The sequence below is a fragment of the Streptomyces virginiae genome, assembly GCF_040638905.1.
GTDB lineage: Bacteria > Actinomycetota > Actinomycetes > Streptomycetales > Streptomycetaceae > Streptomyces > Streptomyces virginiae_B.
On sequence record NZ_JBEZYV010000023.1, the window covers coordinates 11,949 to 27,556 of the forward strand.

Consider the following 15,608-nt stretch of genomic DNA (forward strand, 5'->3'; position numbering starts at 1 on the left):
GCCGGCCATGACCTCCGCCCCCAGTACGGTCCCACCCGGGACCGGCTCCCACACCACGGCCGCGGCCGGGACCACCGCGCGCGGGACCGGAGGCGTCATCGCGCGCGTCCGCCGGTCCGGCGGCGGCCCCCGCCGCCCCGGGCGGGCCCGCCGCGGCGCCCTGCCCTACCTGCTCCTGCTGCCCGCCCTGCTCCTCGAACTGCTCGTCCACCTCGTCCCGATGGTGATGGGGACCCTGATGAGCTTCCGCAAGCTCACCCAGTTCTTCATCCGGGACTGGTCCCGGGCCCCGTGGACGGGCTTCGACAACTACGAGCTCGCCGTCGACGTCAACCGGCCCGTCGGCAAGGCACTCCTCGACTCCTTCCTCACCACCTGCCTGTTCACCTTCCTGTCCGTCGCCCTGTGCTGGCTGCTGGGGACCGCGGCCGCCGTCTGCACCCAGCACTCCTTCCGCGGCCGCGGTCTGCTGCGCGCGCTGTTCTTCGTCCCGTACGCCCTGCCCGCCTACGCGGCGGTCATCACCTGGGCGTTCATGTTCCAGAGGGACAACGGCCTGGTGAACCACGTCATCCACGACCAGCTGGGCCTCGGCGGCGCCGAGCACACCTTCTGGCTGATCGGCGACAACAGCTTCTGGGCCATGCTGACCGTCTCCGTCTGGAAGAGCTGGCCCTTCGCCTTCCTCATCGTGACGGCCGCCCTGCAGAACATCCCCCGGGACCTGTACGAGGCCGCGGCACTCGACGGCGCCGGCGTGTGGCAGCAGATCCGGCGCATCACCCTGCCCTCGCTCGGCGCCGTCAACCAGGTCCTGGTCCTCGTCCTGTTCCTGTGGACCTTCAACGACTTCAACACCCCCTTCCTGCTCTTCGGCAGATCGGCCCCCGAGGCCGCCGACCTCGTCTCCATCCACATCTACCAATCGAGCTTCGTCACCTGGAACTTCGGCACCGGTTCGGCCATGTCCGTCCTGCTGCTGCTCTTCCTGCTTCTCGTCACCGCCGCGTACCTCCTCCTGACCGGTCGCGGCCGGAAGGACGCCGATGCCCGCTAGTACGCACTCCTCCAGGGGCGGCGGCCGCCGCACCCGCGGCCCGCTCGATCCGCCGGCCTCGTTCCGGGCGCTGCGGGCCGTATTCCTCACCCTGCTCGCCGCCTTCACACTGCTGCCCGTCTTCGTGATGGTCACCAGCTCCCTCAAACCGCTCCAGGACGTCACCGGACGGTTCCGGTGGATCCCGAGTGGGCTCACGCTGCGCCCCTACACCGACATCTGGCACACCGTCCCGCTCGCCAAGTACCTGGTGAACTCGCTGATCGTGGCGGGCACCGCCACCGTGGCGTCCGTCGTCATCGCCGTCTTCGCGGCCTACGCCGTGAGCCGCCACCGCTTCCGCGGCAAGCGCCTGTTCACCCTGACGGTGCTCTCCACCCAGATGTTCCCGGGGATCCTCTTCCTCCTCCCCCTGTTCCTGATCTTCGTGAACATCGGCAACGCCACCGGAATCGCCCTCTACGGATCCCGCGGCGCGCTGATCCTCACCTACCTCACCTTCTCCCTCCCCTTCTCCATCTGGATGCTGATCGGCTACTTCGACTCGGTGCCGCGCGACCTCGACGAGGCGGCCACCGTCGACGGCTGCGGGCCCCTCGGCGCCCTCTTCCGCGTGGTGGTGCCCGCAGCGGTGCCCGGCATCGTCGCCGTCGCCGTCTACGCCTTCATGACGGCCTGGGGCGAGGTCCTCTTCGCCTCCGTCATGACCAACGACACCACCCGCACGCTGGCGGTCGGCCTCCAGGGCTACTCCACGCAGAACGACGTCTACTGGAACCAGATCATGGCCGCCTCGCTCGTCGTCAGCATCCCCGTCGTCGCCGGATTCCTTCTGCTCCAGAAGTACTTGGTGGCCGGACTCACGGCAGGAGCCGTCAAATGACCCTCTCCGAAAGCCTCCCCGACACCGGCGTGGACGCCGTCGACTTCGGTGCGCTGCCCCGCGACTTCCTCTGGGGCACCGCCACCTCCGCCTACCAGATCGAGGGAGCCGTCGCCGAGGACGGCCGGGGCCCGTCCATCTGGGACACCTTCTCCCGTGTCCCCGGCGCCGTCGACGGCGGCCACACCGGTGACACCGCCTGCGACCACTACCACCGCTGGCCCGAGGACATCGCCCTGATGCGGGAGCTGGGCACCAACGCCTACCGGCTCTCCGTCGCCTGGCCGCGTGTCGTCCCCGGCGGCGACGGCCCGGCCAACCCCAGGGGCCTGGACTTCTACGACCGCCTCGTCGACGGGCTCCTCGCCGCCGGCATCCAGCCCTCCGTCACCCTCTACCACTGGGACCTGCCGCAGGCCCTCCAGGACCGCGGGGGCTGGCCCGTACGGGAGACCGCCGAGCACTTCGCCTCGTACGCGGGGCTCGTGGCCGCGCGCCTCGGTGACCGCGTCACCCAGTGGGCCACCCTCAACGAGCCGCTGTGCTCCGCCTGGATCGGCCATCTGGAGGGCCGGATGGCCCCCGGGCTGACCGACCTGACCGCCGCCGTCCGGGCCTCCTACCACCTCCTCCTGGGGCACGGGCTCGCCGCCCGCGCCGTGCGCGCTGCCGCGCCCGGCGCCCGGATCGGCATCGTGAACAACCTCTCCACCGTCGCGCCCGCGACCCCCCGCGAGGCCGACCTGGCCGCCGCCCGCCGTATGGACGGCCACGTCAACCGCTGGTGGCTGGACCCGGTCCACGGCCGCGGCTTCCCCGCCGACATGCGCGAGGTGTACCGGGTCGACCTCCCCGAGCGCGCCGGGGACCTCGCCGCCATCGCCGCTCCGCTGGACTGGATCGGCCTCAACTACTACTTCCCGCAGGTCGTCACCGCCGATCCGGACGGTCCGGCCCCGTACGCCCGGCAGGTCGCGCGCCCCGGCGTCCACCGCACCGGCATGGACTGGGAGGTCGACGCCGGCGGTCTCGAGACCCTGATCATGCGGCTGCACCTGGAGTACGGCGCCGGGCCCGTCCACATCACCGAGAACGGCTCGGCCTACCCCGACACCGTCGCCCCGGACGGCACCGTGCACGATCCGGAACGGGCCGCCTACCTGACGGCCCATCTCGCCGCCTGTGCCCGGGCGGCCCGCAGGGGGGCGCCGGTGGCGGGCTACTACGCCTGGTCTCTGCTGGACAACTTCGAGTGGGCCTACGGCTACGACAAGCGCTTCGGCCTGGTCCACGTCGACTACGCCACCCAGCGGCGCACGGTCAAGTCGAGCGGCCGCCACTACGCCGGGATCATCGCCGCCCACCGGACCCGGTGACAGCGGCTGCGGGCAGTGCGCTGCGGGGCGGCTCCGGCCGCCCCGCAGCGCCGTCAGGGGGTCAGGGGGTCAGGGGAAGGAGACGATCGTGGAGGGGACGGTGGAGGTGCCCGACGTAGGGGCTCCCGTGCCGTTGATCACGTGCTCGTACTGGCCGTTGCCGCCGAGCGAGACCACCAGCAGGTCGTGGAACCTCACGCCCGGCTTGACCGGCGCCTGGAAGCCGTGCTCCTGACGGATCGTCGGGTCGACGTTGTAGTAGCAGTAGCTGCCCAGTCCCCAGCCCTCGTGGACGTTGACGGAGTCGGCCACCTGGTAGGCGGCGTAGCCCTTGACGGAGCCGTTCTGGATCGCCGCCTGGTTGGGGGCGTCGTAGGCCTTCTCGTTCTGGAAGAAGATCGTCCGGCCGCGTTCGCCGTTCCACTGCACGTCGTACTTGTTGAAGTGCTCCACGAACAGCCCGGTGGCCAGTACGTCGTCGCCGTTGACGCGGAAGCCGTAGTCGGAGCGGTTGGTCTCCCAGCCGACTCCGTCGCCGTGGTCGGCCCGCCAGATCCAGGTGTGGTCGACGATCGTGTCGTGGTTGTTGACGACCATGCCGAGGGTGGCCCTGCCAGGTCCGGCGCCGCCGACGCGGATGAACACGTCCTGCACGGTGGTCGGGTCGGCGGCGTGGTCGGTGGTGGTGCCGGCGGGGCCGACCTCCAGCAGTGAGGGCGAGTTGACGGGTCCGGCGTCGATCAGGAATCCGGCCAGGCGCACCCCGTCGACGTCGCCGACCTTCATGGCGGTCACCCCGTTGTCCGGGACGATGGTGGCGAGGCCGAGACCCAGGACCACGGTGCCGGGCCGGTTGACCTGGATGGTCCGGTCGACGTGGTAGACGCCCGGGGTGAAGAGCAGGTGCAGGCCCTGCGCCAGCGCCTGGTTGATCGTCGCGGCGCTCGCGCCCGGCTTGACCACGTAGAACTGGCTGAGCGGGACGGAGCTGCCCTGCGGGGCGGTCCCGTTGCCCCATGAGGTGCCGCGCGCGTTGACCCGCTTGGCGGGCACGAACACCTTGTAGTCGTCGCCGTCGAGGTACAGGAAGGGCTTCTCGCGGGAGACCGGAGTGGTGTCCAGGGTGGTGTACGGCGGGTTCGGGAAGCCCTGCGCGGGTGCGCCCTGGGTGCCGGAGAAGACCTGGTTCCAGACGCCGTTGGACCAGCCGCCGATCGAGCTGTCGCGGGTGTACCACTGCTGCTGCGAGTAGTTGCCCACCTGACCGTCGATCTTGGAGTCGGCGATGTAGCCGCCTGAGGCCCAGCCGTAGCCGTTGGGGGCGAGGTTGAGGCCTCCTCTGACGTGCATCCGGCGGAACGGCGCGGCCTGGGAGACGGCCCAGCGGTCGGTGCCGTTGACCGGGTTGAGGGCGAGGTTCTCGGCGGAGCGCCAGAAGTTCTGGGTGGCGTTGCCGTTGAACCAGCCGGCGTCGACGGTCACGTCACCGTTGATGGTGGTGTCGTCCGGGCTCAGGCCGAGGCCGGAGACGGCCGTGTAGAAGCCGATCTGGGCGTTGAGGCCGTTGTAGGTCCCGGGCTTGAACAGGAACTGGTAGCGGCCGGAACCGAACTGCGCGGACTCCTGCTGTTGGAAGACCTGGTCGAGCCGGGCCTGGATGCCCGGGGTGGAGGGGTCGAAGACGATCACGTTCGGACCGAGGTCGCCGCCGCCGGGGAGGGTGGGGCCGGTGTCGGTGGTCCCGTAGACCTGGAACTCCCAGAGCGAGTAGCCCCAGGCGGTGGCGCGCTGGGTCCCGTACACCCGCACGTGGCGGGCGGTGCCGGTGATGTCGAGGGTCTGCACCCCTCCGGTGCCGGCGGCGGTGGAGTGGGCCGTGGTCCAGTTCGATCCGTCCGTGGACAGTTCGATCCGGTACGCGCGGGCGTGGGCGGTCTCCCAGCGCAGCACCACCTGGCTCAGCTGGGCAGCGGCGCCGAGGTCGACCTGTATCCACTGCGGGTCGGCGAACTGGCTCGACCAGCGGGTGCCGTTGTCACCGTCGACGGCGGCAGAGGCGGGGGTGCCGGCGCCTTCGATGCTGGAGGCGGTGGCCGGCTTCCCCTGCGAGAGCAGAACGGGCGCCGCCCGGGCGGTCGTACTGCCGGGCAGCAGCACGAGGAGGGCGGCCACCAGCGCGGTGGCGAGGGCCGCGGCGAGGGACGGCCTGGGGCGTGGAGGCATGTGGGGGTGCTCCTGACGTCGTGGATCCGAGGGATCGAAGCGTGAGTGAACTGCCCACCGGGGAGGCCGTCAAGGGCTTGAGCGTTCACGAATCGAAGGCCGGATGGGACGACATCTGCGTGCCAAGGCTGTGAACTCGGAGTTTCTTCAATCCTTGTGAAAAGCGTTGACGAAAAATCTCCCCGTCGCTGTACTGGCGAAGCCGATCGATCAGCCGACCGCTCCGGTCACCCCGATGGCTCGGACGGCTTCCGTGGGCACTTCAGGAAATGACCCAGCGGGGAGGAGGTGGCGCATGATGCGTTCGACGTTTGACACCGAGACGGGTGCGGTGCCGCCCAAGGTCGAGGGCGGCACCGCGGTCGCCGGCGGAAGTCATGTCGCCGGCCGGGAACGTGCGTCGGGGGGCGACGGCCCTGTCGATCGGGCGGTCATCCTCCGTGCTGAGCGGGCACTGTCATGGCTGGTCGGGTTCCGGAGCCGCCGCCGGGGGCGGGGCCGGGGCGTCGGTCGGAATCGCCGCTGCGATCAGGGACTCCGCGAGGTTCTCCTTGCGGATCCGCAGGTCGACGTAGAGCAGGGCCAGGACCAGCGGCGGGAAGCCGAACTGGAAGAGCCCGCCGGCCAGGCCGCCGATCACGATGCAGATCACGTACACGCCGAGTCCGACGATCGCCACGCTCGGGTCCGCGCTACCGTCACCCGCCTCCAGCATGCTCGGCAGGAACGCCGCCATCCCGATGAAGCTGAACGGCATCTGGATGGCGTAGCCCACGGCCATCGCCACGAAATAGCCCAGCATGGAGATGCCGAACACGCGCCACCAGCCGTCCTTGACCAACTGGGCGGAGCGCCGCAGTGCCGCGACGGTCCCGAGTCCCTCGCACACGGCGACGGCGGGCGCGAGGCCGAGGCGCGTCGCGAGCCACACCGAGAGGGGCAGGCAGACCAGGACGCCCGGGATCAGCACGAACAGCGCGGCCGGCGGCCCGGATCCGTCAGCGGACATGATGACCAGCGGCACGCAGACCGCATAGACGAGCAGCATCGGGCCGCCCGCGATCAGCCCGGCGAGCAGCACGGTGCCGAGCACCGCCGGCAGCCGGGACCAGCAGCGGCGCCACATCGCGCCGAACGTCGTGGTGCGGCCGACGACGGCCTCCTGGACCACGGCCGGGCCCAGCGCGCTGATCATCGCCGCGCCGACCGTCAACGTGACCATGAGGAGCACCGCGGCCGGTACGAAGGCCAGGAGCAGGGCCATCACGTCGTCGGCGGCGGCGGTTTCCCCCGGCCCGAGGTCGAAGACGGCGGAGAACCGGTCGTGCACGACCGCGACGGCGATGCCGATCGCGAGGGTCACGAGCAGGATTCCGATGCCCTGTACGGCGAGGACGATGCCGACCAAGGCCTTCCAGTTTCGGCGGAAGGCCGAGAAGGCGCCGCCGAGTATGTCGCCCACGCTGAGCGGTTGGAGGGGTATGACGCCCGGTTTCGGCGCCGACGGCGGCACCCAGCCGCCTCCCCACTGTGGCATGGGCTGTCCCGGGTGTTGCGCCCACCCCGTGTTGTGCGACATCTCTGTTTCCCCCTCGAATGAAGGGATACGGTATCCCGCCCCGGGCCGCGGCCGTACAGGGCCCCCGCCCCGGTGTCGCCGTCTCCCCTGCAGGTCAGCCGCCTTGGACCGCCGACCGTGGCGAAGGGGCGGCTCCTGTCGGGGCGGCCGCGTGCGCGGATGCGCCGTCCTGCGCCGGTCACCTCCCGGCGGGGTGGCGGCTCTCTGCCCGGAGCCGGTACACCACGCTCGGGCGCAGCGGTCCGTCGGGCACGGTGAGGTCGTCGAAGTCGTCGGCCGGGTCACGGGTCATCCCGATGCGGCGCATCACCGCCTGGGAACGGAGGTTGCCGGCCGTGGTCACCGCGAGGAGCTCGGGCAGTGCGAGGGTGTCGAATCCGAAGGCCACGGCGGCGAGGGCGGCCTCGGTGGCGAAGCCGTGTCCCCAGGCCGAGCGGGCCAGCCGCCAGCCCACCTCCACCCCCGTGAAGGGCATGTCCTCGTCCACCGGGTCCAGTCCCGTGAAGCCGATGAACTCGCCGGTGTCCCGCACCTCGACGGCCCACCAGCCCCAGCCCCGCTGCTCGATGGCGGCCTGGAAGCGGGCCGCGGACGCCTCGCTCTGCTCGCGGGTGAGTACTCCGTCGAAGTGTTCGCGGACGTCGGGGTCGGCGTTCATCGCCGCCCAGGGTCGCAGGTCGGAGTCCCGCCACTCGCGCAGGACAAGGCGTTCGGTTCGCAGTTCGGACATCGCGCCAACCTAACCGATCACCGGTGCCGCGCACGCGCGTGGTGGACGGGAGAACCTCGGCGTCCCGTTCGCACTCTCACGGGGCGTGACCGGGAGGGGGCCCTCATGAAGGCAGGTACCGGCAGCGCGGGCCCAGGGCGCCCGAAGCAGGTGGAGGCGGCGTGGGCACTCACCCTGGCGGCCGTCGCGGCGGAGGCCTGGTCTGGGTGTTGGGGGTGTTCGTGGTAGCGCCCACCGGCCTGGAGGAGCTGACCGGGTTCGCCGGGCGGAGCACCGCCACCACCCAACTCGCCCGGTCGGCGGGTGTGCCGGCCGTGCTCCTGGGCTCGTGGCTGGTCGTGGCGGCCCGGATGCGGGCCGGGCGGGTGGGCCCGGGCGGTGCTCACGGTCGGGGTGTTCCTGGCCTTGCGGGTCGGCGGGCTCGGCATGGACGGGATCGACCCCGCCTGGTGGGCCGTCGTCAACGCCCTGCCCGATGTGCCGGCCGCGGCCGCCGTCGTCCCCATGTACCCGCCCGAGGCCCGCGCCCACTTCCCGTCGGGGACGCGGCGCACCGCCTGAGCGGGCCACGCGCACGGCGGTACGGGCCGCGGGGCCCGTACCGCCCTTGTGTCTCACTCGACGGTCCGCTCAGGATGCCGGCCCCACGGACCCGACCTGGCTCGGACGGGGCCGGGGAGCCGGGCAGGCCTGCCAGGCGAGGTGGTAGAGCGTGCTCACGCTCGCGTCGGTGGAGTCCATCGTCATGAAGCTGGTGGCCGTCTGCGGGTTGGACGTGCCCGCGTTGACGCGCAGTTCGGTATTGATGTTGAAATTGCGTTTCTCACCGCACGGCGCCCAGACGAGATCCGCGTACTCCGTCCTGTCGGTCGCCTGCCAGTTGTCATTGAGCGGTCCGTTGAACTGATGGGTGCGCTGGGTGGTCTGCGGCATTCCCTGGAAGTAGTAGTTCGCCTTCTCCTGACCCCAGGCACCCGGCTGGAGGAATGCGAATCCGCGGTAGTCCGCCTGGACAATGGCGTAGGTGAATCCCGAGGGAACGTGGACCCGCAGATTGAGCTGGCAGTTCTTGCGGAATCCGGTCGGCGGCGCGCCGGGCCCGACCTGGGCCAGGTAGTCACTGTAGGTGACGGTGAAGGCAGTGTTGTCGGGTGCGACGGCCACTTCCGCGGTGCCCTCCCGACAGCCGGACCCGTTCACCGTGGCGAGTTCGATCACGATCTTGTCGGGCGGTGCGGTGATCTGCGGGGTGGGACCGGCGGCTCCGGCCGGGGTCGCCGTGGCGATCAGTGCCGCGGCCGCGGCGCCGGTGAACAGGGTGCGGGGCAAGGAATGGGACATCGTTGTCACTCCTGACCGTGATGTGCTGGTTCCGAGGGCTCACGCCGTGTCAGACCGCGGGACATTCCTTCCACGCGAAGTGGTAGACCGTGCTGACGCTGCCGTCCGTGGAGTCCATGCTCATGAAGCTCAGGGCCTGCGGGCTCGATGTTCCGGCGTACACGCGCAGTTCGCTGTTGACGTTGAGGTTGCGCTCCTCGCCGCACGGCGCCCAGACCAGGTCGGCGTACTCCGTCTGGTCGCTCGCCTGCCAGTTGTCGGAGTAGGGGCCGTTGAACTGGTGGGTCCTGCGGGTCGTCTGGGCCATGCCCTGGAAGTAGTAGTTGGCGCGCTCCTGGCCGTAGGCCCCGCGCTGGAGGTGGGCGAAGCCGCGGTAGTCCGCCCGGGCGATGGCGTACGTGAAGCCCTGCGGCACGTGGATCTGGAGGGCGAGCTGGCAGTTCTTGCGGAAATCGGTCCCGCCGGAGCCGGCGCCGGTCTGGGCGAGGTAGTCGCTGTACGTGACCGTGAAGGAGGTGTTGTCGGAGGCGGCAGCGACGCTCGCCGTTCCCTGCGGACACCCCGAACCGTTCACGCCGACGACGTCGACCGTGATTCTCCCGGGTGGATACGTGACGTCATGGGCCTGTGCCGGCATCGCCAGGGTGGACAACGCCACCACCGCCGCGCCGACCGTCAGCCTGCGGAGCAACATCCTTGTTTCTCCATTCATCGGGGGCCGCCGATCCGATTTCGGCATGCACATGCCACCACGGGGTGCGGTGCGGCGACAGGACGGGATATGGACAACCGCCCCGACACGCTGCGCGCACCCGTCCAGTGGCCGAATTCCGCTACGACGGCGCGTATCCGGCCCCGAGGGCCGGAGGCCTCCCGCCCGACCGGCGGCGATGCCCACGATGGACCGGAATGGCCCGGTTCGGTCGGGCGGGCGGGGTCGACTCCGGCCCCAGCAGGCGCAGCCGACCCTGGCGTTCCATGCCCGCCGGGCCGGGCCGCGGTACGTCGCGACGCAGGTGGGGCGGCGGGCCGCCGGAGCGGCCGGGACTGACGGCCCGAGAGGCACGCTGCGCAACTTGGCCGGAGCGACCGGCCCGGGTGCCCCGCCGCGGCGGGCGGCGGGGCGGGCAGGCCGGTCGGCGCGGTCCGGAAACCGGGCACGGAGGCCCGGCGGCGTCCTGGGGAGGGTCCGCGAGGGGGGCCGGCCGCCCGAGGCGGCCGCGGCGGGGTGGGGTGCGTACAGGACCCGGCGCCTGCGGTCCGTCGGTCAGACCGCGGTAAGGCGTACGGCGGCGATGCGGCCCGCGTCGTCGAACTCGATCTCCGCCGCGCTGCCGCCGGGAAGGTCGGTCCGGATCAGGCGCCCGTCCTCCCGGGACGGCAGGCCGTGGTGCTCCAGATAACCGGTGACCACCCGCCGGGCAGAACGGCCGATCAGGCCGGCTCCGGTGACGAGTTGGCGCGGCAGCGACACCGCGTCCAGGCCGGCCCGCGGGACCTGCGGATCGTCCGGCAGGAAGTAGACCTGGCTGTCCGGCCCCGCCCGAAGGGCCAGGTACCCGGGCGCCTCGGCCACACCCATGCCCGCGAAGGCCAGCGTCTCCGCGGCCCGCCGGGGGTCCTCGAAGCCGGACAGGTCCAGGACCTCCTCGGTGAACTCGGCGATCCCGTGGGCCCGTCCATAGCGCTCGATCGCGCCGGTCAGGGCGACGGCCTCGCTGCCGCGGAGCCCCGGGTTGGCCCAGCCCCACATCCAGGACCGCTCGCGGAAGTCGTACGTGCCGAGCACGGCGACCCGGAGTTGCAGATCGCCCTGCCGGTACAGACACGCCTCCAGGTCCGCGGTCCAGGGTCCCGCCGGCATGAACGCGGTCAGGGCCTCCAGTTGTGCGGCCCCCCACGCCGCGTGCCGTTCGGCTTCCAGCAGGAAGGCGTCGCTGAACTCAGTCTTCATGATCATGCGTAGGACCCTACGGGGTGTCCCGTCGATCAGGCAGGATCAGGAGCGGGGTCTGGCGTCACGGGGCCTCCCCGGGCCCGCAGGGCCGAGGGGAGGGATCGCAAGGCGACCGGGGACAACGCGGCGAGGCGCGGCACCGGGCGCCGAGAGCCCGGCATGATCGCCGAGCCATCCCCTCGGGGGGCGCTGTGACACCGGCGTCGGTGCACGGCGGTAGCGTCGGGCGGATGGGATCCACCAGCGCCCGGGCGATCAGCGGCCACGCCGACTCCTTCGTGGCCGAGCTGTCGCCGAGGCTGCTGCCGGCCATGGATGCGGATCGCGCCCGGCCCTGTGCGCAGGACCGTTGGAGGCGCCGGCAGCAGGCGCCGCGGCCGGACCGCGCCACCTGGTACGACGGGTGCCCCCGCCGCCATCGCGGCCGCCCACGCGGCCGTGGACTCGCTCGGGGAGTTCCCGGCCCCGGGGCAGCACGTGGACGCCTGCGACGGCACCGCCGACCCGCTCTTCCACGTGGTCGCCCGGCGTGTGGGCCGAGCAGGCGCAGGAGGACGTGTTCATCTCCGTGCACTCCGAGGAGTACCCGGTCGCGTCCTTCCTCCATGCCATCGGTCCGGCCCGAGCGGCCCTCCTGCCGGGCTGGTGCGGGTACCCCCTGCTGACCTCCGCTCAGGTCCGGCAGCACCTGGGGGCCGTGGGGCGCGCGCTGTCCTTCAGCCGGTCGAACGCGCCGCGGCGGACTCCCAGGACTGGCTCTCCTGCACCCGACGCGAGGAGCGGGGTCCTCGACGGCCCGATGCGCCTGTGGCGGCACGCCGCTCGGAACGGGATCGGCCTGTGCGGACTGGCCGTACACCCCTGTACTGAGGCCTGTACTGAGGCGCGGTCCGGTCAGCTGCGCCGGGCCTTCCGGGCCGCTGTGCGGGCCCTTTTCGCCTCCCGCACGGCCTCTTGGTAGCTGCGTTCGGCGGCCTCCACGGCGGCCGCGAGGCGCTCGCGCTCCGCTCGGGCGCGGTCCAGCCGCTCCTGCAGCTGTGCGATCTGCTCGTCGAGCGCGCCGAGGCCGGTGCGGGCCTGTTCCCGCTCCGTCTCCGCCAGCGCCAGGGCCTCCTCGGCCAGCTCGGCCTCCCGGCTCGTCCGCTCCGCCTCCTGCGTATCGGCCTTCGGGTTCGGCTCCGGCTCCGGCTGCCGCTGCGGCCCGGTCTCGGGCTCGGGCTGCTGCGGTCGCGGCGCCGTACCCGGTGCGGGTGCCACCTCGGCGAAGCCGACGGCAGGGGACGGCGTCTTGTCCAGTACTCCGCGCGCCCAGGTGTCGGCCGCCTCGGGGTCGGCGAGGACGCTGCGCAGGATCTGCTCGACCTCCCGCTGTACCCCGGCGGAAAGGTCCTGCCCCGCTTCGCCGGCCAGGCGACGGGCCTCGCCGGCCATCGCCGCGATGACCACGTGCTGCTGGTGGGACAGCTTGCGCAAGTCCTGGCCCGACAGGGTCCGGTGCGCCTCGCGCAGATCCCGGCCCAGTTCCAGCAGGTGCTGGGCCTGGTCCGCGTCGGCACGGGCGAGCCGGTTCGCGGCCCACACCGCGAGCGTGGGCTTGCGCAGGGCGGCGATGCGTTTCGCTTCGGCCCGCTGCCCCGCCTTGCGCGCGGTGGCCGCGTGAGCGGCCCGGACGGCCGTGAACTCCTCCGGCCTGAGCCCGTACAGCTCGGCTGCCACCGCGTCGACATCGACCACAGCTCCACTGTCCCCCACCGGCGGTTGCGCTGCGACAGGGGCGCCGGACACCGCCCAGGGCCTCCCGGAGGAGTTCGCTCCGTGCGGTGTCCATGGGCTCGATCTTGCTCCCTCAACCACACTCGAGGTCAAGCGATATGATCATATTGCCGCATGACCACGAAGACCCTCTATCTGCTCTGCTCCGCCGCGCCACCCGTGTTCGACGTCGCCCACGTCATCGAAGACGCCCAGGCCCGCGGCTGGAACGTCTGCCTCGGGCTCACCCCCACCGCCGCACACTGGCTCGCGGAGAGCCTCGACGGACTGGCCGCACTCACCGGCCACCCGGTCCTCTGGCAGTACCAGCTGCCCGGCGAACCGGACCAGTGGCCGACCCCCGACGCGCTCCTCTACGCCCCCGCCACCTTCAACACCGTCAACGCCTGGGCCCTGGGCCTCACCGACCGGCTCGCCATCGGCCTCGCCGCCGAAGCCCTCGGCAACGGCACCCCCGTCACCGCCATTTCGTGCACCAACAGCGCCCTCGCCGCGCACCCCCAGTACGAGACCTCCCTCACCACGCTGCGGAACGCAGGGGTCCAGCTCCTCCAGCACGACAACACCGCCGCCGACGCCGCCCCCTTCCCCTGGGCCGCCGCCCTGGGCGGCCTCGACCACACCGCCGTCCAGCACTGACCGGCGCCGACCGACCGCCCGGATCCGCACGGACCGCCACCGAGGGGGAACATACGTACGAGCCGCGGCTTGCGGGGCGGCGGCTCCTGTCCCATAGTCCGAAGTATGGACGCGCGCGAGGCCGCGCTCCGGCGGGCGCACGAGCATGCCGTCCGGTGGCTGGCGAGCCTGTCCGAGCGGCCGGTTCCCGCACGCGCTTCGGTCGACGAGATCGTGCGCGCGCTCGGGACCGGACTGCCCGATGCCCCCGGCATTCCGGCCGATGTCGTCGACCTGCTGGCAACGGCCTGCGAGCCGGGACTGACCGCGTTCCCGAGCGGCCGGTTCTACGGGTTCGTGGTCGGTGGTACGGAGCCTGCCGCGCTCGCCGCGGACTGGCTGGTCAGCGCCTGGGACCAGAACTCCGTGATGCGGGCCGCCTCGCCCGCGTACGCGGCGGTGGAAGAGGTCGCCGGCGCGTGGCTGCTCGATCTGCTGGGTCTGCCGCAGGACTGCGGCGTCGGCTTCACCACCGGTGCCACGATGGCGAACTTCACCTGCCTCGCCGCCGCGCGCGACGAGGTGTTGCGGCGCTCCGGCTGGAGCGTCGCCCGTGACGGCCTCGTCGGAGGTCCGCCCGTACGGGCCGTCGCCGGCGCGGACCGGCACATGGCCGTGGACCTGGCGCTGCGCTACCTGGGGCTCGGCGCCCCCGCCCTGGTGGAGGCCGACGACCAGGGGCGCATGGATCCGGAGGCCCTGCGGCGCGTCCTGGTCCAGGGCGGGCCCGGTCCCGCCATCGTGATCCTCCAGGCCGGAGACATCCACTCCGGCGCATTCGACCCCTTCGCCGAGACCGTACGCGCCGCCCGCGAAGCGGACGCGTGGGTGCACGTGGACGGGGCCTTCGGGCTGTGGGCGGCCGCCTCTCCGCGGCACGCGCACCTGACCGACGGCTGCGCGTACGCCGATTCGTGGGCGACGGACGCGCACAAGACCCTGAACGTCCCCTACGACTGTGGTCTCGCCGTCGTGCGCGACCCGTCCGCGCTCCGGGCCGCGATGGGTCTGCGCGGCGACTACCTCATCCAGCACGAACACGGGGACCCGGTCGACAAGGTCCCCGAGCTCTCCCGTCGCGGAAGGGCGTTCACGGTGTGGGCGGCGCTCAGGTCGCTCGGCCGCTCGGGGGTCGCCGAACTCGTCGACCGACTGTGCCGGCACGCCTGCGCGTTCGCCGACGGCATCGCCGCCATCGACGGCGCCCGGGTGCTCAACGAAGTGGTGTTCACGCAGGTGTGCGCCGATTTCGGCGGCGACGAGCGCACCGAGCGGGTACTCACACGGCTGCTCGACGACGGTACGACGTGGATCAGCGGATCCACCTGGCACGGCCGGCGCGTCATGCGCATCTCGGTGAGCAACTGGTCGACGAACGACGACGACGTGACGCGCGCGCTGGACTCGGTCCGCCGCGCCGCCGCCGGCCCCTGACCGGTCGGCAGCGCCTGGCCGGCAGCGACTGGCAGGCCTCAGTGGACCACGCTGAAGCTCCGCCAGGGGCGGGTCCTGGGGGCCGTCACGTCCGAGAGGGTCGTCGCCACGTAGATCCCGTCGTCGGGCTCGTCGGTCTGCCTGCAGTCGAAGTTCTGGTAGAGGATGACGTCGACGAGGGTGTGGTTCGCGACGTGCGTGGCACCGTCCGGGATGGCGATCCGGTGGCAACCGGTGACGAGGGTGTTGTTGTAGTTGATCTCGACCGGCGAGTCATGGCCCCGGAAGCTGAGCTGGCCGACCGTGGTCCGACCCAGACCCGAGCAAGCGGTGGCGCTGAGCAGCAGCGCTGCGGCCCCCGCGATGATGCCGATACGTCGCCTGTGGGACATGGTGCGGTCCTCGTCTGTGCGGTGGTGGCGGTCCTTGCCCACAGCGTGGCCCGGCGTGGCACGGGTGGCTTGCTGTGCTCGGCCGACCGGATGAACCCGACCGGTACGGGCCGGCCGCCGCACACGGGCGGCCCGCGCACCCGAGTGCGGCGGCCGGGGGGCGCCGCCCGCCGCCCGGAGCGAGG

14 protein-coding genes are annotated in these 15,608 nt (G+C 72.0%); 6 read left to right on the forward strand and 8 right to left on the reverse strand.

The annotated features are described in order from the left end of the window. Positions 1-7 precede the first annotated feature (7 nt). The 3 genes from AB0F82_RS26385 to AB0F82_RS26395 are packed head-to-tail and all read left to right on the forward strand — an operon-like array spanning position 8 to position 3,316. A complete protein-coding gene (locus tag AB0F82_RS26385) occupies positions 8-1,057 on the forward strand; it encodes a carbohydrate ABC transporter permease (RefSeq protein WP_362631826.1) in 1,050 nt (349 codons plus the stop codon). Then, complete coding sequence (locus tag AB0F82_RS26390; protein WP_356813669.1) at positions 1,047-1,940, forward strand: carbohydrate ABC transporter permease; 894 nt, start codon at positions 1,047-1,049, stop codon at positions 1,938-1,940. The genes AB0F82_RS26385 and AB0F82_RS26390 overlap by 11 nt, the downstream gene beginning before the upstream one ends. Then, on the forward strand, positions 1,937-3,316 hold the full coding sequence (locus tag AB0F82_RS26395; RefSeq protein ID WP_362631829.1) for a GH1 family beta-glucosidase: 1,380 nt from the start codon (positions 1,937-1,939) through the stop codon (positions 3,314-3,316). The genes AB0F82_RS26390 and AB0F82_RS26395 overlap by 4 nt, the downstream gene beginning before the upstream one ends. Positions 3,317-3,385: 69 nt before the next feature. Here the strand turns inward: AB0F82_RS26395 and AB0F82_RS26400 are convergent, their stop codons facing one another. The 3 genes from AB0F82_RS26400 to AB0F82_RS26410 form a co-directional block, all read right to left on the reverse strand. Beyond that, positions 3,386-5,539 carry a discoidin domain-containing protein gene (locus AB0F82_RS26400; protein ID WP_362631831.1) on the reverse strand — a complete coding sequence of 718 codons (2,154 nt, stop codon included), beginning with the start codon at positions 5,537-5,539 and terminating at the stop codon, positions 3,386-3,388. A 457-nt stretch (positions 5,540-5,996) separates the two neighbouring features. Further along, positions 5,997-7,001, reverse strand: coding sequence for a hypothetical protein (locus AB0F82_RS26405; RefSeq protein ID WP_362631833.1), 1,005 nt, complete (start codon positions 6,999-7,001; stop codon positions 5,997-5,999). 295 nt (positions 7,002-7,296) lie between these two features. Beyond that, on the reverse strand, positions 7,297-7,848 hold the full coding sequence (locus tag AB0F82_RS26410; RefSeq protein ID WP_356813673.1) for a GNAT family N-acetyltransferase: 552 nt from the start codon (positions 7,846-7,848) through the stop codon (positions 7,297-7,299). 378 nt (positions 7,849-8,226) lie between these two features. Between AB0F82_RS26410 and AB0F82_RS26415 the strand changes: the two genes are divergently transcribed. After that, positions 8,227-8,409: a hypothetical protein gene (locus AB0F82_RS26415; RefSeq protein WP_362631835.1), complete on the forward strand. Its 183-nt coding sequence runs from the start codon at positions 8,227-8,229 to the stop codon at positions 8,407-8,409. Between the two features lie 69 nt (positions 8,410-8,478). On the opposite strand, the gene AB0F82_RS26420 is transcribed toward AB0F82_RS26415, so the two are convergent. The 4 genes from AB0F82_RS26420 to AB0F82_RS26435 form a co-directional block, all read right to left on the reverse strand. Continuing rightward, complete coding sequence (locus tag AB0F82_RS26420; protein ID WP_356813676.1) at positions 8,479-9,189, reverse strand: DUF4360 domain-containing protein; 711 nt, start codon at positions 9,187-9,189, stop codon at positions 8,479-8,481. Positions 9,190-9,238: 49 nt separating this feature from the next. Beyond that, on the reverse strand, positions 9,239-9,883 hold the full coding sequence (locus AB0F82_RS26425; protein WP_356813677.1) for a DUF4360 domain-containing protein: 645 nt from the start codon (positions 9,881-9,883) through the stop codon (positions 9,239-9,241). A 573-nt stretch (positions 9,884-10,456) separates the two neighbouring features. Next, the gene (locus AB0F82_RS26430; RefSeq protein ID WP_362631838.1) at positions 10,457-11,149 is read right to left on the reverse strand and encodes a DUF6882 domain-containing protein; all 693 of its coding nucleotides are present in this window, start codon (positions 11,147-11,149) and stop codon (positions 10,457-10,459) included. Between the two features lie 891 nt (positions 11,150-12,040). Beyond that, a complete protein-coding gene (locus AB0F82_RS26435) occupies positions 12,041-12,880 on the reverse strand; it encodes a hypothetical protein (protein WP_362631840.1) in 840 nt (279 codons plus the stop codon). Positions 12,881-13,033: 153 nt separating this feature from the next. Here AB0F82_RS26435 and AB0F82_RS26440 point away from each other — a divergent pair, with 153 nt between their 5' ends. Together AB0F82_RS26440 and AB0F82_RS26445 are read left to right on the forward strand one after the other, a co-directional pair. Continuing rightward, the gene (locus AB0F82_RS26440; RefSeq protein ID WP_362631842.1) at positions 13,034-13,558 is read left to right on the forward strand and encodes a flavoprotein; all 525 of its coding nucleotides are present in this window, start codon (positions 13,034-13,036) and stop codon (positions 13,556-13,558) included. A 105-nt stretch (positions 13,559-13,663) separates the two neighbouring features. Beyond that, a complete protein-coding gene (locus tag AB0F82_RS26445) occupies positions 13,664-15,031 on the forward strand; it encodes a pyridoxal phosphate-dependent decarboxylase family protein (RefSeq protein WP_362631843.1) in 1,368 nt (455 codons plus the stop codon). 38 nt (positions 15,032-15,069) lie between these two features. On the opposite strand, the gene AB0F82_RS26450 is transcribed toward AB0F82_RS26445, so the two are convergent. Next, positions 15,070-15,423 carry a hypothetical protein gene (locus tag AB0F82_RS26450; protein ID WP_356813684.1) on the reverse strand — a complete coding sequence of 118 codons (354 nt, stop codon included), beginning with the start codon at positions 15,421-15,423 and terminating at the stop codon, positions 15,070-15,072. Positions 15,424-15,608: the final 185 nt, after the last annotated feature.